Annotated in this window: 19 protein-coding genes; 9 read left to right on the forward strand and 10 right to left on the reverse strand. The window is 51.2% G+C overall.

Translation table 11 applies throughout. The features are described from left to right. Positions 1 to 70 precede the first annotated feature (70 nt). On the reverse strand, positions 71 to 748 hold the full coding sequence (locus AC2YIT_RS19480) for a hypothetical protein (protein WP_487280251.1): 678 nt from the start codon (positions 746 to 748) through the stop codon (positions 71 to 73). Positions 749 to 802: 54 nt separating this feature from the next. Beyond that, positions 803 to 2,086 carry a Gfo/Idh/MocA family protein gene (locus tag AC2YIT_RS19485; RefSeq protein WP_487280252.1) on the reverse strand — a complete coding sequence of 428 codons (1,284 nt, stop codon included), beginning with the start codon at positions 2,084 to 2,086 and terminating at the stop codon, positions 803 to 805. Between the two features lie 501 nt (positions 2,087 to 2,587). On the opposite strand from AC2YIT_RS19485, the gene AC2YIT_RS19490 reads away from it, so the two are divergent. Beyond that, positions 2,588 to 2,833 (forward strand): hypothetical protein, encoded by a 246-nt coding sequence (locus AC2YIT_RS19490; RefSeq protein WP_487280253.1) that lies wholly within the window; start codon positions 2,588 to 2,590, stop codon positions 2,831 to 2,833. 573 nt (positions 2,834 to 3,406) lie between these two features. Here AC2YIT_RS19490 and AC2YIT_RS19495 read toward each other — a convergent pair. Continuing rightward, a complete protein-coding gene (locus AC2YIT_RS19495; RefSeq protein ID WP_487280538.1) occupies positions 3,407 to 4,171 on the reverse strand; it encodes an NUDIX hydrolase in 765 nt (254 codons plus the stop codon). Positions 4,172 to 4,404: 233 nt separating this feature from the next. Here AC2YIT_RS19495 and AC2YIT_RS19500 point away from each other — a divergent pair, with 233 nt between their 5' ends. Together AC2YIT_RS19500 and AC2YIT_RS19505 are read left to right on the forward strand one after the other, a co-directional pair. Next, on the forward strand, positions 4,405 to 7,143 hold the full coding sequence (locus AC2YIT_RS19500; protein WP_487280254.1) for a PQQ-dependent sugar dehydrogenase: 2,739 nt from the start codon (positions 4,405 to 4,407) through the stop codon (positions 7,141 to 7,143). 24 nt (positions 7,144 to 7,167) lie between these two features. Next, positions 7,168 to 8,205, forward strand: a complete 1,038-nt coding sequence (locus AC2YIT_RS19505) for a sugar phosphate isomerase/epimerase family protein (protein ID WP_487280255.1) — start codon at positions 7,168 to 7,170, stop codon at positions 8,203 to 8,205. A 107-nt stretch (positions 8,206 to 8,312) separates the two neighbouring features. Here AC2YIT_RS19505 and pdxR read toward each other — a convergent pair whose 3' ends face one another. After that, the gene (gene pdxR, locus AC2YIT_RS19510) at positions 8,313 to 9,734 is read right to left on the reverse strand and encodes a MocR-like pyridoxine biosynthesis transcription factor PdxR (RefSeq protein ID WP_487280256.1); all 1,422 of its coding nucleotides are present in this window, start codon (positions 9,732 to 9,734) and stop codon (positions 8,313 to 8,315) included. 100 nt (positions 9,735 to 9,834) lie between these two features. Here pdxR and AC2YIT_RS19515 point away from each other — a divergent pair, with 100 nt between their 5' ends. From AC2YIT_RS19515 to AC2YIT_RS19525, 3 genes are all read left to right on the forward strand, one after another. Continuing rightward, a complete protein-coding gene (locus AC2YIT_RS19515; protein WP_487280257.1) occupies positions 9,835 to 10,296 on the forward strand; it encodes a cupin domain-containing protein in 462 nt (153 codons plus the stop codon). A gap of 52 nt (positions 10,297 to 10,348) precedes the next feature. After that, positions 10,349 to 11,251 carry a dihydrodipicolinate synthase family protein gene (locus tag AC2YIT_RS19520; protein ID WP_487280258.1) on the forward strand — a complete coding sequence of 301 codons (903 nt, stop codon included), beginning with the start codon at positions 10,349 to 10,351 and terminating at the stop codon, positions 11,249 to 11,251. 153 nt (positions 11,252 to 11,404) lie between these two features. Next, the gene (locus AC2YIT_RS19525) at positions 11,405 to 12,091 is read left to right on the forward strand and encodes a hypothetical protein (RefSeq protein WP_487280259.1); all 687 of its coding nucleotides are present in this window, start codon (positions 11,405 to 11,407) and stop codon (positions 12,089 to 12,091) included. Here AC2YIT_RS19525 and AC2YIT_RS19530 read toward each other — a convergent pair. After that, the gene (locus tag AC2YIT_RS19530; protein WP_487280260.1) at positions 12,088 to 12,456 is read right to left on the reverse strand and encodes a VOC family protein; all 369 of its coding nucleotides are present in this window, start codon (positions 12,454 to 12,456) and stop codon (positions 12,088 to 12,090) included. The genes AC2YIT_RS19525 and AC2YIT_RS19530 overlap by 4 nt on opposite strands. Positions 12,457 to 12,667: 211 nt before the next feature. Here AC2YIT_RS19530 and AC2YIT_RS19535 point away from each other — a divergent pair, with 211 nt between their 5' ends. Both AC2YIT_RS19535 and AC2YIT_RS19540 read left to right on the forward strand, forming a co-directional pair. Beyond that, positions 12,668 to 13,348: an outer membrane beta-barrel protein gene (locus AC2YIT_RS19535; protein WP_487280261.1), complete on the forward strand. Its 681-nt coding sequence runs from the start codon at positions 12,668 to 12,670 to the stop codon at positions 13,346 to 13,348. 230 nt (positions 13,349 to 13,578) lie between these two features. Continuing rightward, positions 13,579 to 14,526: a hypothetical protein gene (locus AC2YIT_RS19540; protein ID WP_487280262.1), complete on the forward strand. Its 948-nt coding sequence runs from the start codon at positions 13,579 to 13,581 to the stop codon at positions 14,524 to 14,526. A gap of 6 nt (positions 14,527 to 14,532) precedes the next feature. Here AC2YIT_RS19540 and AC2YIT_RS19545 read toward each other — a convergent pair whose 3' ends face one another. Beyond that, a complete protein-coding gene (locus AC2YIT_RS19545; RefSeq protein ID WP_430849681.1) occupies positions 14,533 to 15,261 on the reverse strand; it encodes a LytR/AlgR family response regulator transcription factor in 729 nt (242 codons plus the stop codon). 11 nt (positions 15,262 to 15,272) lie between these two features. Then, on the reverse strand, positions 15,273 to 16,346 hold the full coding sequence (locus tag AC2YIT_RS19550) for a sensor histidine kinase (RefSeq protein ID WP_487280263.1): 1,074 nt from the start codon (positions 16,344 to 16,346) through the stop codon (positions 15,273 to 15,275). 406 nt (positions 16,347 to 16,752) lie between these two features. Between AC2YIT_RS19550 and AC2YIT_RS19555 the strand changes: the two genes are divergently transcribed. Further along, entirely contained in the window at positions 16,753 to 17,352 is a 600-nt protein-coding gene (locus tag AC2YIT_RS19555) for an RNA polymerase sigma factor (RefSeq protein ID WP_487280264.1), read from the forward strand. A 6-nt stretch (positions 17,353 to 17,358) separates the two neighbouring features. Here the strand turns inward: AC2YIT_RS19555 and AC2YIT_RS19560 are convergent, their stop codons facing one another. Genes AC2YIT_RS19560 through AC2YIT_RS19570 form a run of 3 tightly spaced genes read right to left on the reverse strand, consistent with a single transcriptional unit; the run spans position 17,359 to position 20,299 of the window. After that, the gene (locus AC2YIT_RS19560) at positions 17,359 to 18,156 is read right to left on the reverse strand and encodes a LytR/AlgR family response regulator transcription factor (protein WP_487280265.1); all 798 of its coding nucleotides are present in this window, start codon (positions 18,154 to 18,156) and stop codon (positions 17,359 to 17,361) included. Next, the gene (locus AC2YIT_RS19565) at positions 18,153 to 19,232 is read right to left on the reverse strand and encodes a sensor histidine kinase (protein ID WP_487280266.1); all 1,080 of its coding nucleotides are present in this window, start codon (positions 19,230 to 19,232) and stop codon (positions 18,153 to 18,155) included. Before AC2YIT_RS19565 ends, AC2YIT_RS19560 begins: the two co-directional genes overlap by 4 nt. Next, positions 19,229 to 20,299: a sensor histidine kinase gene (locus AC2YIT_RS19570; protein ID WP_430849671.1), complete on the reverse strand. Its 1,071-nt coding sequence runs from the start codon at positions 20,297 to 20,299 to the stop codon at positions 19,229 to 19,231. Before AC2YIT_RS19570 ends, AC2YIT_RS19565 begins: the two co-directional genes overlap by 4 nt. Positions 20,300 to 20,600 lie beyond the last annotated feature (301 nt).

Consider the following 20,600-nt stretch of genomic DNA (forward strand, 5'->3'; position numbering starts at 1 on the left):
TTAACGCATTAAATAAACGCCGATGCGGACTAATCGTGAGCATCTGCTAACGCGAGGGAAATAAAGTCGGCTATTCCACGACAATCAATTTCTGCGGAAATTTTATGCCCTTCATCTCTATTTGGTACTTTCCGGGTTTGAGTTCCCGGTCAATGGGGGAATATAACGTGATAGCGATCCGATTCGGCTCCCCGCTACGGCAGCCCGTGAGGCAGGCGCCATCGGCATACACCCGGGCACCACTTTTACCATCCTCGCCCTTGAAAGAAATTTGATCGATACGGTGATTATTGTAGAGGTTTTGGACCGGTAAACTCATTTTTAAGACGCCGGTTTTCAATGAGAAGGTCGTTTCTTCATAAACGTCCTGCGGCGCGAGCGGACCCGTGGCAACAATGTTTAACCGGTAGACAGCGGTTTTTGTTTTGTTACCGATTCGGAAGAAAACATCCTGGGTCGGCTTAATACAAGAGCAAAATGCCGAAATGTCGATCGTTCCGTCCGGAAGCAGGCCAACAGGCTCCGCGCCTTTCGTGAGTTTCAAAACGGGCTTCAAACCGCCTTCAAGTACCGCCGGCATTCGAACGGTGATCACCGAGTTAGCGGCGTCGAAGGTTACGTTTTCATCGGGCAAGCCTTCGAATGAAATGCGTTGAATAGCCGGCATGTCACTTACGGGGCCAGACGAATCTTTGCAACCGGACAGCAAGCTGCCGGTAATAAGTGTAGTCAACAGGATGTATTTCATGGCGTTAGCTGGTTGTTTCTTGTGAATATACAAAAAAAGCTAACAATGGTTACATCAGGTCAAATCCCATTCTTTTCTCGGTTTGCGGGATAGCAACCGGTTCGCCTCCTTGTCGCCGGAGAACTTTTCTTTCTTTGCATTCCAGGTCAGTTCGCGTTTCAGGCGGTAGGAAATCAGCCCTAAATGCATCGGGATCGTCATCTCGCGTGCGTAGGCGAGGTTGGACTCGGGCTGCTTGCGAGATTTCACACAATCAATGAAGTTCTGCTGGTGCCCCGGAGAGCGCGGGTTAGTAATCGGGACCGACGCGATGTCGGTCATTTTCTCGCCGTTGATCGTTAGCTCCCGCGTGTTGTAATCGCAGATGAGCGTCCCTTTATCGCCTTCGAAGAACGCGCCGATGCCGCGGTCGGCGGCGCCGGGGACATCTGGTGGGTTGGACGACCAATATACTTTCAAACCGTCGAATTCATAATCTACATCCAGCGTTTTCGGCGCGTCGGCGATGCCTGCGTATGCGGTACCCCGTGCGTTGATTTTCCTTAAACCCGTCGGATGGATCGCCGAATACATCACATCGGCGATATGGCACCAGAAATCTGCAAACTCGCCGCCAGAGTAATCGAGGAAATAGCGGTAGGTGAAGTGGCACTTCTCGGGGATGTATTCGGTAAATGGCGCCGGGCCGAGCCACATATCCCAGTTCAAAGTTTTAGGGACCGGCTGTACAGTCGGCGAGCCTAATTCTTTGGTGCTCGGTTTTTTCCAGAGCCGCACCGTATGCACCTTACCGATCGACCCCGACTGGATCAGCTCCACAACCCGGTGGAAATTGTCACCCGCATGGATCTGATTGCCCATCTGGAACACGCGATTGTGCTTTTCGAGCTGTCTGAGCATCATTTTACCTTCTTTCAGACAATAAGAAAGCGGTTTTTCGCCATACACATCCTTCCCGGCCTGAAACGCCAGCGTCGCGATCTGCGCATGCCAGTGGTCGGGTGTAGCCACGGTAATGGCGTCGATATCCTTTCTTTCGAGAATGCGGCGAAAATCGCCGTAAGTATCGACCTTGATGCCTGGTTTCATCGTTTCCAACCGTTGTTTCGTCTCGCCCAAATGCAGCTCATCCACATCACAAAGCGCGACGATTTCTGCGTCGGGCAGGTTGGCAAACCATTTCATATGGTTATTCCCCATCCCGCCCAGACCGATATGCGCTATACGCACGCGGTCGCTCGGCGCGGCACGCGTGATCAAATTGGGTAAAACCGTGAGGCCGAACGTCGTAAGTCCGGCTGTTTTAAGGAAGTCGCGGCGGTTGGTGGATTGCGTCATGACGGCTGGTTTAGGAAGTTGGTGGTAACAAAAGGAGCGGGTAGGGGAATGTTACTGATTTTTTGTGGGCGGGAGAATGGAGGAAGGGGCGGCCCGCGTAGAAGGAAGGGGAGGAAGGAGGAAGGAGGAAAGGGAGATAGCGAGGAAACGGACATGGGGAGAATGGGAGGAAGATGGGTAAAGCCCAAGTCCCGTTAGGGACGTAATATTGGTAGAGGATAAATATATAAACCCATTTCGGGAGTGCCGTAGGTCCGAAACAACAAGGAAATGCGCGAAATTCAGGCGCTTGATAATTCGTTGGTTGCCGTTCGTGCATCGCCCGGTTTGATTTCTTGGAATAGTTAAGGCATGTTTCAAATTTGCGAATTCCAAAAAGCATAGTATTTAAAGAAATTCAGAAACTGCCTTGTTATGGTGAGGGTCAGCGAAAGCCCCCTAAACGTCACTATGAACGTTTGGACACCTAAGACAAGGCATTACACTTCCATCAATCATATTATGAATGCTTCAATCAAAAGCGTCGAGTCAGACGATTCCATTTGCCTCGCCTATGGCCGGGGCGTCAAAGAACTATTAAGCCAAAGCACCGCGTCCGAATGGATCGAGGACCTTTGGATCATTTACAGCGACCACATGGCATTTCAAAAGGAGGCGGGGTGCAATCCGCGTATCGGGGAGATTTTTCTGTCGTTTCGGGAGCTGGTGTTTTTCTTTCAGAAGTTGGAGATTGGGGGTAGGGAGTAAAGGGCGGCCCGCGTAGGGAGTAGGGAGGAAGGGTGTTTTCCAAGTTGTTGCGTACCTACGGCACTCCTGAGTCGGGTTGTGATTTAGCATTCTACCAATGTTGCGTCCCTAGCGGGACTTGTGTCTTTATGGAAAAGCATCAGCCGGCGCGTGGCCTTTATGCGTTGCGCTAATCCCGTTAGGGGTGCAATATTAGTAGTTGATAGAAAGTGATTACAACGTTTTAAGCGCCGTACGCACGTAACAACAATTACTGTGTTTAATAAAACATGCATTCTCAATGGAAAGAAAGTTAAAGCTTCGTAAACAAAAACCACAAAAAACGCTTTCGAAAAAAGCATCAGAAATGAAAGCATTTCTAGCTAATAACCCAATTCCAAAAGAATTCCTAAAATAAGGAAAGAGTTGGCGCAGGTAGCAACGACAGGAGGCCCCCGCCGGGGCCTTTTTCATGTATTAATATGTGTTTCTACAACCAGGGGATGCCTCCGGCATCAGCGTCGGCCGTATTTGCCAGCAGAACCAAAGAATTCCGGCGCAGATTTTTCCCTTTCCTCCCTCCTCCCCAAAAAGCTACATCGAAAACGAAATCCCGGCAGCGCCTGCCCCGTCATACTTCTCTTTCACAAACCGGTACAAATACGGCGATTTGTTGGCGGCGCCTACCCGCTTTTCATCCAGGCGTTCGAGGATGTCGTAGCTCATAAGCAATTTCTGAAAATTCCGCCGGTCGAATTGCCTGTCGAGGATGGTTTCGTACAGGCGCTGGAGTTCCGGCATGGTGAACTTTTCGGGGAGTAGGTTATAGCCGATCGGGTGGTTGCGGGCGTGTTGGCGGAGGGCTTTCAGGGCACGTTCGATCATGTCGTTGTGGTCGAAAAGCAGGTTAGGGACCTCGGCGAGCGACCACCAGCGGCATTCATCGGTGAACCAGTCGGGCGTGGGCTGCACCTGGGCGAATTCTACGAGGGCATAATAGCCGATCGAAACGACCCGCCGGAAGATAATGCCGTCAAAAAAGCCCTTTCCGAATGTCGCTTCCAATTTTTCAAGCAGTTCTTTTTCGGGGTGGTAAGTGTATCGGTTCACATTTCCGAATGTATGGAACTGTTGCAGGTACACATCATTCAAGCCTGTACGCTGGGTGAGAATGCGGTTCGCGGCGTCGTCGGCCGACTCGTCGAGCAGGATATGTCCGCCCGGCAAGCTCCATTCGTCGGTGCCCTTCCAGCGCAGCAGCAGCACTTTCAGCTCGCCTTCATGAAACCCGAACACGGTGCAGTCGAGCGAAACCTCCTTCAATGCCTTGTCAAAAAACTCCTTCAAATTGTGCTCCATCGGTAATAAGCTGGCAATGAGAAAAATTTTCAATGCGTAAATTTTACACAAAGAAAATTTTCTTTATCATTGTATCCATATTTTGGATTGATAAAATTCAATTTTTTATGAAAATAGTCACCGATTGTCAGCCTGAGCGGAGTCGAAGGCGTCTTGCATAGACGCCTTCGACTCCGCTCCTGACATAGGTTGACCCTTTTAACATAACAAACCTAACTAACAACAATTGCTTCATGAACAAAACCTCTACACTTTTCTCCCTGCTCTTATGCGCTACGCTCGCCCAAGCGCAGGTGCCGGAGGAAAACCGGTTCCGGAAGGTCGTCCTGACAGAGAACCTCAACGAGCCACTGGAACTGACAGTACTTCCCGATGAGCGCGTGCTATTTATCGAGCGGCACGGTACGGTGAAGTTGTACAACCCCGTGTCTAAAAAGACGACGGTGATCGCCACTATACCCGTCAGCACGAAGTATAGTGATGATTCCGAGGCCGAAGACGGCCTGTTGGGCGTGAACATCGACCCGAACTTTAACAAAAATCATTGGATTTACTTTTACTATTCGCCGGCCGGCAGCACGCCAGAGAACATTCTCGCGCGGTATGAGCTGAAAGGTAATGCGCTCGATCTTGCTTCTAAAAAGGTGATCCTGAGGATTCCCGTGCAGCGTGATAACTGCTGCCACACCGGCGGCTCGATCGACTGGGATGCTCAGGGCAACCTCTATCTCTCGACCGGCGACAACACCAGCCCTCGCGCGTCGGACGGGTATGCGCCTATCGACGAGCGGCCGGGCCGGAGCCCGTTCGACGCACAGAAATCGTCGTCGAATACGGCCGATTTGCGTGGAAAGATCATCCGCATTCACCCGGAGGCCGACGGAACCTACACGATCCCGGAGGGTAACCTCTTTCCGAAGAATGCCTCTGGCGCTTATGATCCCAAAACCAGGCCGGAGATTTACACGATGGGACACCGGAACCCGTACCGCATTTCGGTGGATCGGAAGAACGGCTATCTCTATTGGGGGGATGTCGGGCCGGACGCGGGCAAGGATTCGACCGGCCTGGGGCCTGCGGCGGAGGACGAGTTCGGGCAGGCGCGCAAGGCAGGAAACTACGGCTGGCCGTATTTCGTGGGCGATAACAAGGCTTATTGGGATTTCAATTTCGAAACGAAGCAGTCGGGTGAGCGATTCAACCCCGAAAAGCCGGTCAACAACTCCCCGAACAATACCGGATTGAAGGAGTTACCGCCCGCACAGAAGGCGCTGATCTGGTACACCGCCGCAGAGACGAAACGCTTTCCGTTACTTGGTTCGGGCGGGCGCAGTGCGATGGCCGGGCCGGTTTATTATGCCGATCAGTTCAAAAGTGCAAAGCGTGCATTTCCAGCCTATTACGATAAGAAATTGTTCATCTATGAGTGGATGCGCGACTGGGTTATGGCCGTAACGCTCAGTCCCAAGGGTGATTATGTAAAAATGGAGCGCTTCCTGCCCAACCTGAAACTGGAACATCCGATCGACATGGCGTTCGGACCGAATGGCGACTTGTATATCCTCGAATACGGACAGGGCTGGTTTATGGGTAATCCGGAGTCGAAACTGGTGCGGATCGAGTACAATGCCGGTAACCGCAAGCCGTCGGTGGTGGCGTCGGTCGATAAAAGAGCGGGTGCAGTGCCATTCCAGGTGCGGTTTTCATCGACAGGTACCGAGGATTTTGATAAAGATACTTTGCATTACCAATGGAAGATCACACCGGCAAGCGGCGGGGCACCGGTTGTTTTGAACGAGCCAAATCCCGCCTACACTTTTAAAAAGAAGGGTATTTACAAGGTTTTGCTCACAGTAACGGATTCCAAAGGGTTGAAAGATTCGCAGAGCCTGACCGTCCAGGCAGGTAATGAACCGCCCCAGGTTTCGCTGGAACTGACAGGGGGAAACAAGACATTTTTCTTTCCTGATAAACCTATTCATTACAAGGTGAATGTGTCGGATCGCGAGGATGGAAGTCTGGAGAAAAACACCATTGCTGCATCGAAAGTGAGGATTACTGCCGCTTACCAGGATGCAGAGGATAAGCAGGCGCCCGATCCGGGCGGCCATCAGGAGGCTCCGGTCACTTTTACGGCCGGGAAAACCCTGATCGAAAAAAGCGACTGCAAGGCCTGCCATTTCACGGACAAAAAGTCCATAGGTCCGGCATTTAAGGATGTTGCGGCTAAATACCGCGCCGACGCCAATGCGGTGGCCTCGCTTTCGGATAAGATCATCAAGGGAGGTGCGGGTGTTTGGGGCGAAACGGCCATGTCGGCACACCCGTCCATCGGCTTGCCGGAAGCCGGGCAGATGGTGAAGTATATTCTAAGCCTGGCTGATGAAAAACAGGCTGTGCAAACGCTTCAACCGGTAGGGGAGGTGATCGCCCAAATCCCCGACGGCGGCGATGCCGGCAAGGGTATTTACAAGTTCATAGCCAGCTACACCGACAAAGGGGCAAATGGAATGCCTGCCCAGACTACGGAGAAAACCCTCGTTTTGAAGAACCCGACGCTGCTTTTCGGCAATGCAGATGACGCGTCGAAGAATATCATGCGCTTCAAAATGGGCGAGAATAACCTGCTGATCGTCACGCAGCCCAATACCCACGCCATTTTCAAAGGGGTTGATCTGACCGACATTACCGCGCTCGATATGGTGGTGGCCGCGCCGAAGGACCAGCTGAACGCGCAAGGTGGCATTGTAGAGGTACACGATGGCTCGCCCGATGGTGCATTGCTGGGGAAAACCGAGTGGATACCACCCACTGATGACGCCAGTGCATTTACTTCCAAAACCCCGCCCAAGCCATTCCACGTACCTATTTCTCCTCAAAGTGGTGCCCGGGATTTGTATTTTGTTTTTAAGAACGACAATGCAAAGGGGGCTTTGTTTGTCCCGTTCTCGGTCACATTTATTTCAAAATGATTTTCCATATTAACTAATCTACTCATGAACAATTCACGTCGTCAATTTCTGGGCCAATTCGGGCTTGCTACCGCCGGGCTTGGCTTGGTTTCAATGGATACTTTAATCGGTGCGCCGGCCGCTGCCACGGCGGCCGCCAAATTCAGTTTTGACATATCGCTGGCTGAATTTTCGTTTGCGTCCGAGCTTTTCAGCGGCAAGATGACCAATATGGATTTCCCCGCCCGCGCGAAGAATGATTACGACATTACGATACTGGAATACGTTTCCGGGTTTTTCAATAACAAACACAAGGACCAGACTTACCTCAATGAGCTGAAAAAGCGCTGCGACGATCTGGGTATGAGAAACCACCTCATTATGGTCGATGGTGAGAACTTGACGGCTCTGGACGATGCGGCGCGTATGAAGGCGGTAGAGGCACATTACCCGTGGGTGGACGCGGCCAAGTTCCTCGGTTGCACGTCGATCCGGGTGAACCTGGGCGACGCCATGGCCATGATGTCGGGTAAAAAGGAGGAAGGTACGCCTGCGCAGCTCGCCACGGCCGCTGTGGACGGCTACGGCAAGCTGCTCGAATATGCCGGGAAAGCGGGTTTGAATGTGATCGTGGAGAACCACTTCGGTGTTTCTACCGATCCCGACTGGCTGGTGGGTATTATGAAACAGCTAAAAGCGCCGAACAAAGGCCTGTTGCCCGATTTCGGGAACTTCTGCGCAGAAAGGAGCAAGCCCGAGACGCTGGATATCAAGGGTTTTATGGCCACCAAATGTGTGAAAGAGCACGATAAATATGACGGTGTGCGTAAAATGATGCCCTATGCGAAAGGTATTAGTGCTAAAACCCACCAGTTCGATGCGAATGGCAATGACCCGGAGACGGATTTTATCAAAATCTTCAAAATCATCAAGGATTCCGGTTGGAACAACGGTATTGTAGGAATTGAATACGAAGGTGGGCTCATGCGCGATATGGGCGGGGACACCACGAAACCTACCAACGACGAAGGCATCAGGCAAACGAAAGCGCTGTTGGAGAAGGTGTTGGAGGAGTTGGGGTAGGGATTGTCCGGAATGGTTAGGTTTTGGTCAGGAGTTGTCACGTGTGGTCATGTGTAGTCAGGTGTAGTTATATGTGATCTGGCGTAGCTGGGTTTTGTCGGGTGTGGTCATGCGGGCCAGTTGGTGGCGATGGCCTTGATACCTTCCTGCATTTGTGGCTCGGATAGCGATGCATATCCGAGCCGGAAGCCATTTGCGAAGCCTTTGTAACAAAACGTGTCTGGCGAAATCAGTGCAATGCCTTTTTGCTTCAATATCGCCGCAAGTTGCACCAGGTCGACGGGTTTCTTTGGCGTGACCCAGAACGCCAGTCCGCCTTCCGGTTTGGTGAAATCTACTTTGTCAGCCAGACATTGCAGAAGCAGTTTCTCAAAACTATCCCTTTTGGATTTGTAAAGTGATGTAGTCCTCTTTAAATGCCTGCGGATTTTCCCTTCCTGAATTAATTGAAATACAGCTTGTTCCATCATATAGTCGCCCTGCACGTCGATGATTTTCCGGAGGTTGGCCACCTTGTCGATGACCGACACGCACGACGCAAGATACCCGATCCGCAACGCAGGCGCCACGATCTTGCTCATCGTGCCGATGTACACGTAGTTACGCGCTTGTTCGAGGCTGCTTACCGGCATTACTGGCCGGGGGCTGTAATGGAATTCGTGGTCATAATCGTCCTCGATGATCGTAAAACCGTGTTCGTTCGACAATGCAACGAGCTCCATCCGGCGCCTCAGGCTGAGCGTGACTGTCGTAGGAAACTGGTGGTGCGGGGTGATGTACACTGCCTTGATGCCAGGATATTGTTTCAGATAATCCCTGATTTCATCGATCACGATCCCGTGCGCGTCTACGTTCACGGGTAGCAGGTTTGCGCCCGCGTGCGCGAAAGCCTCCCAGGCCGGTTTATAGCCCGGATTTTCAATCAGCACATGGTCGCCGGGTTTCAGCAATGCATGTGCCGCGAGGAACATGGCCATCTGACTGCCGCGGGTGATGAATACCTGGTCTGCCGACAGCCGCATGCTCCTTTTGTAATTCAACATTTGCGCAATGGCCTTCCGGAACTCGGGATCGCCCGCCTCATGCCGGTAGCCCATCATTTGCCAACGCCCTTTGCGCGCGAAAATTTGCCGGTAAGCACGGGCCAGCTCGTCAATCGGTGCCAAAGCACTGTCAGGCAGGCCGTCATCGAATACAACCAAAGGCTTCACATCCAACTCCCTGACCATCCCTGACTTCCTGACCAATGACTTTTCCAAGGAAGTCGCCGGCTGCACATCCGCCACAAATATCCCGCGCCGCTCTTTCGACACCAGCCAGCCTTCCGCAGTGAGCACATCCAGCGCCTCCACGACTGTGTTGCGGTTCACATTCAGTTGTGCGGCAAGCTGGCGGCTCCCCGGTAAAATACTGCCTGCAACGAGCTTTCCGCTCTGAATGGCAGCAATTACTGCATCGGCAATCTGCATATACACGGCCTTTTCATCTCCGCGGTGGAGCGGTATGACGAGTTCCCAGGGTCTCAACATCTGGACTACTTGTTTTTGTGAATTCTGAACCAGTAAGCTGGTCCAAAGATACGGTTGTTTTGTATCGCAATCATGCAACAACATCCAAAATCTCTGAACCATGGAAACAAAAACGCAGCAATTCAGCTCCAAAGATTTTCACCGGACCTTCGCGCGTCCCGTATACGTGAAGCCCGAAAAACTCATTCACCGCAATGTGGAGCAAGCGGGCGAGCACAACCAGTTTTCGACTGAAAGAAAGCATCCTGTATTCTTCGTGGACCTGCCCACCAAAAATGTCAGCATGACCGTCGGCGGCCTGTTGCCCGGCCAGCTTACCAACCGCCATCGCCATACCTATGAAACGGTTTTGTACGTGCTGGAAGGAAAGGGTTATACCGAAGTCGAAGACGAACGCGTGGAATGGAAGGCTGGTGACGCGGTTTACATTCCGAGCTGGGCATGGCACCGTCACCAGAACCTGAGCGACACCGAACCTGCCCGCTACCTGGCCTGCGAGAATGCGCCGCAGCTTCAAAACCTGGGCGTAGCGCTCCGCGAGGAAGAAGGACGCGACCTTTAAGTGGTTTAATGTATTGATATTAAACATTTGAAATACAAACTATTATAAACTAATGAGTAAGTCAGAAACATTAAGGGGAATCATTGCCTATCCCATTACACCGTTCGACGCGGACGATAAGGTGGATATTGATTTGTTTAAAAAACTCACCGACAGGCTGGTAACATCCGGGTCGCATGCTGTTGCACCGCTGGGAAGCACTGGTGTGCTCCCGTACCTGAACGACGAGGAGAAAGAGGCCGTCGTAGAGGCAACCATAGCGGTAGTAGCGGGCCGGATACCGGTAGTGGCCGGCGTTTCCAATCTCACGACTGAACGGACGATTTACCATGCCCGTTTTGCCGAAACGGCCGGTGCAACGGCGGTGATGATCATCCCGATGAGCTACTGGAAACTGACGGACGACGAGATATTCGCGCATTACCGCAAAGTGGCCGAAGCCATTTCCATTCCGATCATGGTCTATAACAACCCGGCCACGGGCGGTATCGACATGTCGCCTGCATTGCTGAAACGCCTGCTCGAAATCCCGAATGTGACGATGATCAAGGAAAGCACCGGCGATGTGCAGCGAATGCATTACCTGCGTCGCGTGCTAGGCGAGGAAGTGGCTTTTTTCAACGGCTCCAATCCGCTGGCACTTGCCGCGTTCTCGGCGGGGGCAGTGGGCTGGTGCACCGCCGCGCCGAACCTGATCCCGGATCAGAATCTGGCTTTGTACAATGCGATTATAGCGAATGATCTTAATAATGCGCGGGAAATTTTCTACGGTCAGCAGGAGCTGCTGGAATTCATCACCTCGAAAGGTTTGCCAAGGACAATAGCCGCCGGGCTGGAAATGCTTGGCGTGGGAGCAGGCGGATTGCGGAATCCGCTGGCACCGCTCGGAGAGTCTGACGCTGCGAGACTGGAAGCATTGCTCGCGAAACTGGCACCGCTCGCGACGCAGCATTAGTCCGCCATTGGAATCTGTCTTGGGCGCTTTCTCACGAAAGCGCCCTTTGTTGTTGTAGCGGGGTACAGGTAATGAAATGTCCTCTGTATTATTGATCATGTCCAACCAATGTATGTATTTAAAGGTCTTTTGGTTACAAACAAAACCCATCCCATGAAAACACTTTACACCTTCTTATGCGTGGTTATTTTCACCGGACAAGTACATGGCCAGACAGGCAAGGTGGCAAAGCCGTGGAGGTTCGGCGTGTCGGCAGGAAGTCCGGTGGTCGGGAAGATATATGACAGCGGCAAAATGAAACCGGCTTCGGGGCTGGTGGTTGCTGCGGATCTCGGTTACTACTTTGAAGATCGCAAATCCGGCCCTTCGCTGCATTTTCAGCCAGGTTTTACCACTTTTAAAAAGACGGAAACCTACGGAAAGGAGGACGGCAGATACTTTATTGAATCGAAATGGAAATGGGAGGCGATCCACCTGCCGCTTTCCTTCCGTTATACTTTATCCACGGGTGCTGTCAGGCCGTTTGTAGAATTCGGGTTCAATTTCAGGTTCAGAACGGCGCTTTTCGTGCGGAGGGCCGGTACGATCTGCGGCGTTGTATCGTGTAATGCAGTCGGCGGCAGTGAAAGCATTCAAAATGTAGCGAATAAAGACAAAGCGGGTATTCTCGCAGGCGTGGGTGTGGAGATAGATGCGGGAAAATTCATTATCCCGCTCAGCCTGCAACTTGTCGACAGTTTCATAAAACCAAAAGTTTCCGGCGACCTGGGCCTTACCCGGGTTCCTTCCGATTTGAGAACCAAATTTGTACAAGTAACAGCGGGAGTCAGCATTCATTAAATTGCCTCTACAAACGCAATCACATGCCCGTCGGGATCGGCGATGTAAAACTCTTTTCCGTAAGGCATTTCCCGCAGCGGCTGGACGATTTCAATGTGCTTTTTCGAGATTTCTTCATATACCGCTTCCACATTATCGACCGAAAACAATAGATCGACGTCGTCGTTGTTGCGGTGTTCGGGTTTATCTGTCCACTGATAATCCGTTTTCAAATGAATAACGTTCCCATTCATTTCAATGCCCGCGTAGAAATCTTCATAGCGGAATGTCAGCGAGAAGCCCAGTTGCTCCACGTAAAATGTAATGGCGCGTTCGAGATTGCGTACCAAAAGCAAAGGGGTGATTTGGTTAATCTGGAATTCCATGGTGTTTTGCTTTTATATTCCAACGGGGATTTCCCGGTACCTGCATATCATTATCAACGGTGCATCGCTATGCGATTCCCTATTTCTGGCGTGGGAATTGCGCTGATGGTGTATTTTTACATTTTTTATTAAAAAAGTATAATCTACTCTGTTCTAATGCAATAAATATTTACATTTATGTGTCAATAGGTTACAACCAGACTGCATAGCCATGAAAAGACTTTCCCTCTCCGTCTTTTTGATTTTCTTCCTTCAGAACTTTGCACATGGGCAATCGGCTGATAGCTCCCCGCGATGGCATTTTGGTGTTATGGGTGGGCTCCACCTTGTAACTTATTCTCCAAACGATTCTTATAAGGCGATTAAAAGTCCAATGGCAGGTCTCGATATCGGCTACGACTTCCAAAACTCTCCCAGAGGCTGGTCATTGCGTTTGCAGCCTAACTTTACCACGATTAGAAATACCTCTAAGTCGGGGACATACGGCACAGGGTATTATATGGAATTTAAGTGGAGAACGCAGTATGCCGACCTCCCGATGCTCGTCCGCTACACGATTACGGATGGCAAGATCAGGCCGTTTGCAGAAATCGGGGCGAGCTGGAATGTATGGAGGCATTCATCCGTCGGAGGATCAGGGCTGGATTGCCGCGACGGCGGATGCTACCCTTTTGAAATAAAAAGAACCGACGCAAATTTCGAAGGAAACCGATTCAATGCATTAGCAGGTGCTGGCGTACAGATCGACATGGGTAAAGTAACCATCCAGATCACCGTTCGCGTCCTGGATAACTTAAAGAAAAGAGAAAGTATACTGGATCCGGGTACGGGCTCGGAATATAAGTTGCCGAAGGCGCGGACGGTACAGGTGACGGCCGGCGTGGCATTTTGAAGGCATCCATGGCGAAGCGAAGGAGCGAATGAATTTTGAATGATGGAATGGGATTAGTCAGAAAGTCATTCGTGGTTAGGAATTGATTAAATATTCAAAACAATACCTGACCACATCTGACAATACGTGACTATTTATTCACTCATTCAAAATTCATCCATTAATGCAACGCAACCCACCCGGATTCTTGTCCATGCAAGCGAATGTGACCACTATTAAATACCGCTGCCATGAAGACATTTGTTACCACTGCTTTTGCTATACTTTTGTTCCTGTGCGTGTGGACGGAGCGCCGGAGCACGGACGGTACTATCAACCCGATTATCGGCGATATTAGTTTCGAGAAAAAATATGGTACCGTACCGGATGAGCATACTGATGACCAGGTCCGCATTGCCGCGCACCTCGAATATGTGGAAATGGAGCTGAGAAAGCGGGACGTATCCAATTTGTCGCCCGAAATGCGCAGCAAGCGTGCACATCTTCTCGATTTGCTTCATAATTACCGCTCGGCGGGCCTGTTTCCCAAAAACTATAAGTATCCGGACAGAAAGCCCTGTTTCATCGATCAGGATGGTACCATTTGTGCGGTGGGTTACCTGATCGAGCAGACCGCCGGCAGAGTAGCAGCGGAAGACATCAACAGCAGATTCCAGTATGCGACGATATTTGAAATGAAAGATGAAAACGTCGATAACTGGATCGCAAAAAGCGGCCTTAGCAAGGAGGAATGTGCGATGATCCAGCCTACTTATACCCCGATTTCCGGTTACAAACCAGAAATAAAACCTGCATATGCAATCACATCTTCGGTGCTGATGGGTTTGAACGGTGCATCATCGGTGATCAATGCCGTTGAGGTAGGTAGAGGCAGTCGCACCAATGCTACGCCTGTGCTGGGGATCGTGGGTGGGGCTGGCCAGTTTGTCGCGGGTGCGATAGGTCTCAACCGTAAAAATCAGGTGGATTATGCCAGCGGCACATGGTATGCCGGTAAAACGCAGCGAAATGTATCGATGGTTAATATGGGCCTGGGGTCGTTGAGCATCGGAATGGGCATTTGGAACCTTGCCGTGAACAACCGGCCAATCTCGCGACGCTCCGCCTGGGATGTACGCAGCTTCCCGGATGCAAATGGCAAGTCGGGCTTAGCATTAAGTTTTACGCACAAGTTCTGAAATGCATTACTGCCATTTAGCCAGCAGCTCCTTGAAAGCATCCTTGTAAAGATCCCCAACCGGAATATCCACGCTGCCGATGTGCACGGCGCTTTTGCTGATGGAGTCCACTTTTCCTACGGCTACTATGAATGAGCGGTGTATGCGGATGAATTTTCCTAACGGTAACTTTTCCTCGATCGCTTTCAAACTGCTATGCGAAACCACCGGGCTGCCGTTAGCCTGGTGGATTTTGACATAATCCTTGAACGACTCGATGAAAAGAATGGCGTCGAAATCGATCCTTACCAGCTTGTAATCGGACTTTACGAATAAATAATTCTCACTCGAATCCAGTTCCGGCTCGTTCGAACCTTCCCTTAGGTTTTCAAAATACTTTTTGGCTTTCATGGCCGTCGCCAGAAACTGGTTATAGCCGAATGGTTTGAGCAGATAACCAAGGGCATCCACCTCGTACCCCTGCACGGCAAACTGGTTGTAGGCCGTCGTAAACACGATACGCGTTTTCGTATCCGGTGCCTGGCTGAGGACTTTGGCCAGTTCCATGCCCGTGAGCTCGGGCATCTGAATATCCAGGTAGACCAAATGGATATTTTCCTTCGTAATCACTTCGAGCGCATCCAGCGCATTGATATACCGGCCGTGCAAATGCAGAAATGGCGTTTGTTCCACAAATGAGCTCACAAGGCCCAATGCGAGCGGTTCATCGTCAACGGTAATGCAGTTCAGGGTCATGCCGGGTTTGGTTACGTCAGGTTGATGGTCAGGTCTACAGTATAGGTGTTCGCGCGTTCGTCGGTATGGATTTCCAGATGGTGCTTTTCGGGATACAAAAGGTCGAGGCGGCGGCGCGTATTGCTAAGGCCGATGCCGCCGCTTTCCGCTCCCGCTACATTTTGCACAGGAAAAATGTGGTTTTCTACATGAAGCGTCAACGCGCCGTTTGATAGTCCGGCATGGATCCTGATTTCGGATTCCTGCGAAGCATTGATCCCATGCTTGAATGCATTCTCAATGAAGGGCAGCAACAGCATCGGCGCAATGGGGTAGTCGGGCACAGGCTCATCGCGGGAGTATTGCACGTTGCTGCTGCTCTGCACGCGCAGTTTCATCAATTCGATATAGTCGTCGATAAAGGCGAACTCACGGCTGAGCGGGGCCACGTCCTGCTGCGTTTCGTAGAGCAGGTAGCGCATCATGCGCGAGAGCGTAAGCGTGGCCTCGCGCGATTCTTCGACGTTGGTGTACGACAGCGCGTATATATTATTGAGTGTATTGAAGAAGAAATGCGGGTTGATTTGCGCCTTCAACAATGCAAGCTCGGAGGTAATGTTCTGCTTCTCCACCGCGTCGCGCAGGCGTGCATCTGCCTGCCAGCGCTGGATCACGGCCATGCTGGTACTGACACCGATCACCAGAAGTGTCGTCATCAGCAGGATGGCGTCGATGATATGCCGGGGCTTGGGAGGGCCGCCGCGGTGCTTCGGGCGGGGCATAACGTGCTCCATATGCTTGCGAATTTCGAGTTGTTGATCGGCTATTTTGCTGGCGGCCAACATGAATATGGCCAACGCGATCACACATAGGATGAATACGAAGATCCTGTTTTTTAGCAGGTAATTCGGGACAAGGTAATAGGAGTTGAAGTAGAACAGCGCTACCAGCAGGGCAAAATTCAGGAATTGTTTTACCCAAAATACCGCAGGTAGGCTCACCCCCCACGATAGCGGCTGATTAAATACGAGTACAAAGCCGAACAAAGCCCATGCAAGCAAATGCATGGCAACCACTACGCCGCCTTTTGTGTTTTCTCTGGTCATTGACGTAAAAATAGCAGGCAAACCACTGTATTTAATAATGCCTCAACGGTGTTTCGACGTATCGTGGTTTTTGCCGGTTAAAGGGCCGCTCTTTGGCGACAGGCCGGTATACCTGCCGGAATGCCTTTTTCCCCAGCCGGTTTATCGGGTAAAAGAGCCCATTCAGCTACACTTTCGGGCTCTCCGTCCAGGCGGTTTTTATTCACGGGTTACATTAATTCTCTTTGTATTGGGGAGTCCGCCGACGCGCAGTCCGCCGACGCGCAGTCCGCCGACGCGCAGTCCGCGACGCGCAATCCGTGACGCGCAATCCGTGACGCGCAGTCCGTGACGCGCAGTTCGCAGACGCGCAGTTCCCGAAGCGACAGGTAGACCCGTTGAATGATCCATTGAAAAGTAAGAAACTATGCTCAAATTCCTGAATAAAATCATTTTCGATCCGAACGACTTCCGCTCGGTTATCGCGGCGTGCATTGCGGGGAACAGTCAGGCTCAGCATATTTTGTTTAAAAAGTATTTCGGTTATGCCAAAAGCATTTGCCTTCGGTATACCTATTCGTCGGAAGAAGCAGAGGAAGTGCTGAACGAGGGCTTTTTCAAGGTTTTCAATAATCTGGAACGGTATGATCCGGAGCAGCCTTTCAAGGCGTGGTTACGGACGGTGATGGTCAACAATGCGATCAGCTATTTCAGAAGGAATAAAAAGCACTATGCCACCCGGACGGCGTTCGACGAGATCCCCGAGCCGGGCGTTGCGGACGACGCGGTTTCCGAAATCACGGCAAGTGAAATCATGAAGCTCATTCACGAATTGAAACCCATCTACAAAACAGTCTTCCTGATGTACGCCGTCGACGGTTACAGCCATAAGGAGATTGCTACCATGCTGGAAATCAACGAGGCGACCGTGCGCTCGCAATACGCCCGCGCGAGAGCGCAGTTGCAGGAGGTGATCATCTTGCATTATCCCGAACTCGCCGGGCAGTACGCGGTACTGTCATTCTAAGTCCCATTATTTTCCCATCCAGACCTTGAAGTCGTGAGCGCGTTCGCGGCTTACGATCGTTTCCTTGTCGAGTGCCGGGTACAGCGTAAGCGCCAACCGGTGGTTGTAGTATGCCTGCATTTGGGCCACCGCCTGGTGCGTGACGATCAACGCGCGGTTGACGCGGAAAAAGTGGTTGGGATCGAGGAATTCGTCGAGCTCATCCATTTTATAATCCACTACAAACTTCTGCCCCAGGTGGTTTTTGAAAAATGTCAGGCCATTGTCAATGTAGAAGTAGGCAATTTCCGACGTTTCGATCGACAGCAGGCGTGCGCCTTGTTTGACCAGAAACCGCTTACGGTACTCAGGTACCGGAGATTGCAAATGCAGGCTCTTTAAAATAGCTTCCAGGTTGAGCTGCGACGAGGCTGCGGGAGTAGCTTTACCGGGAGCGACAAGGTCGTAAAACTTGCGGACCGCACGTTGGAGATCTTCCTGCTGCACGGGTTTCAGCAAATAATCGATACTGTTCACTTTGAATGCCTGCAACGCATATTCATCGTAGGAAGTGGTGAAAATGACTGTGCTCCGGATTTCGGCACGGTTGAATATCTCGAAACTCTGCCCGTCGGCAAGCTCGATATCCATAAAAATAATGTCCGGCTCCGGCTGGCCGCTCGCCCGGTTTTCAGTAATCCATTCGACGGTTGCAGCGATACTGGGCGTAATGCCGCGCACTTCGAACTCTGGAGCGGTTTCTTCCAGTAACTTGGTCAACTTGCGCACGGCCAGTTTTTCATCCTCAACTATTAAAATATTCATGCATTTGTGGTTTTCAGCGTGATCAACGGGAGGGTAACTTTGAAGAACTCCGCACCGTCGTCGATAACAGGCGTACGCTCGGAAAGCAGTTCGTATTTCGCCATAATGTTGGCCAGCCCAAGGCGCGTGGACTTTACCGGCGTTGATTTGATCAGTCGGTTGTTGCTGATTTCGAGCAGGTCGTCGCCCATCGAGCGAATCGACACCCGCAGCGGATTGGTTTCCAGGATACTATTGTGTTTGACGGCGTTTTCCAGCAGCAGTTGCAAGGTCAGCGGCGGTATTTTTTTATCCAAATCCTCATCATCGACTTCGATCACGAGGTCGAAACCGATATCGTACCGGGTGCGGAGCAAGTGGTAATAGGAGCTGATAAACCGTATTTCGGCCGAAAGTGTCGTCAGTTCATTTTGATTGGTTTGAAGCAAGTAGCGGTAAACTTTGGCCATTTCATCCACAAACTGCTCTGCCCGCCGGGGTTCGTCGGCGATCAGCGCGGATAGCGTATTGAGGCTGTTGAACAAAAAGTGCGGGTTAACCTGGCTTTTCAGGCTCTGCAACTGTCCCTGCATACCCGCGCGCCGGAGCGCTTCCTTATTGATTTGCAAGGTCTTCCATTTGTTTAATGAGTAATTGATTTCGTAAAGGCCCGTCAGCAGAAGCACCGCCACGAACTCGAAAATGTAGACATTGACCATCATCCGCGCATCCAGCTGCGCTTGGAACGGCCTGAAATGCATGATAAAAACCATGTAGGAAGTAACAAAAACAAACGTCAGTATCCAGAATGCAACAGCCGTGAGCGCGCTCCGTTTGACCGACGAATCGAACGACGGGTATTTTCGGGCAACGTATCGCGCTGCCCAGTCGTGCGGAACGAATGCGAGAATTGTCATCAGAAAGATCATCAGCGTGCCGCCTGCGAAGTTGTACAGACTGGCAAGGTAGGGTTCGCCGATGAGCAGATAGCTGATCGTCGGCACAAACCAGGGTACCAGCAATGCGAAAATCCACCTGCCGAATAGGCTCAGCCATATCTGCCGGCCGATTCTGTTGGAAATGAGGGTCGGGGTCATGTGAATATCAGGGGCAGGATGATCGCAAACTCGTGGTGGTCTTCTTTCAATTGAACTGCCCCGGCGCGGTTGAACAGGAACTTGTACCGGTTGATCAGCACGTGGATCCCCGGCGTATCGGGTGGGATCGTGAGCATTTTGGGCTGGCGGTTATGCCGAAATTCCAGCTGGCCGGTTTTGGTGGTGGCAATGCTGATGTGCAGCGGACGGGCTGAGGACACCATATTGTAATGAATAGCGTGATCGATCAAAATCTGAAACGTGAGCGGTACCATTTGCCCGTTGAAAAACACTTCGTTCAAGTCAAGCACAATGCTGATCCCGTTTTCGAACCGCGCTTCGAGAAGGTAAATGTAGGATTTGATAAAACGCAGCTCAGAATCGAGCGTCACCAGAATATCCTCTTTGTCGGGGCCGTTAGCGCTCAGTTGATAGCGATACACTTTCGACATTTCATCCACGAATTTTTCCGCAGTACCCGGCGCGTCGGTGATCAATACCGAGAGCGAATTAAGGCAGTTAAAAAGGAAATGAGGGTTGACCTGCTGTTTTACGGCTTCCAGCTCGGTTTGCAGCTGTTTTTCCTGCATTTGTTCCACTTCGTTCTGATTGGTCCGCCACTGCCTGAATGCATAGGCGAGCTCGGTCAGCCCAGCCCCGATAAGCGACCCGCTCAGGATAAAAAAGCTCACACGCAGCGCCCAGAAGAGGTCGAAACCTGGCCCGGAAAGCCCGATTTGATGGTATGCCGGCAATGCGACCCAGAAAAGCGCCACGTTCACCACGCCATAAACGGCGAACCACAAGGCGACGCGGTAAATGGACTGGTCTGTATCCGGAAACAGAGTGGTCACTCTTGGTGAAAGTGCCATATTGATCCGGTAGGCCACCCCTATAACAACGATGTTGATAATGCTGCCGGCCAAAAGCAGGCGCGAATCTGAAAAGTAGCGCTCTTGCCAGAGCCCAAGGCCGGCCAGTAAAGCCGCCCCGGTCAATACCAGCACCGAGGAGGTAACTCCGACGGGCCTTCGACCGATTTTTGTCATATAGCTTTCAGGGAGCATGCGCACGCATTTTCATTTCATGCAAAAATAGAGCGGGTACAAACCAATCGGAAATGGGGCGGGATTAACCGTCGTATTTATAGCCCAAATCGTCGCAAAACATTGTCTAATCTGATTTAAACAAGTAAAAGGCACTGTCAATTGAGTAAATGGCTGTTTCAGTTTACCCGCCGATTTAGCGTATTCATGAGGTAAATGTTACAATTCAACCGGGTCGGTGTTTTCTGCGGGCTCTTCTTATACCACTTTTGTATCGCAGCCAGACGAAACATCCGTTTGCTATAAAAGTCTATCAAAATTT

The organism is Dyadobacter sp. SRI_021 (genome assembly GCF_057586235.1).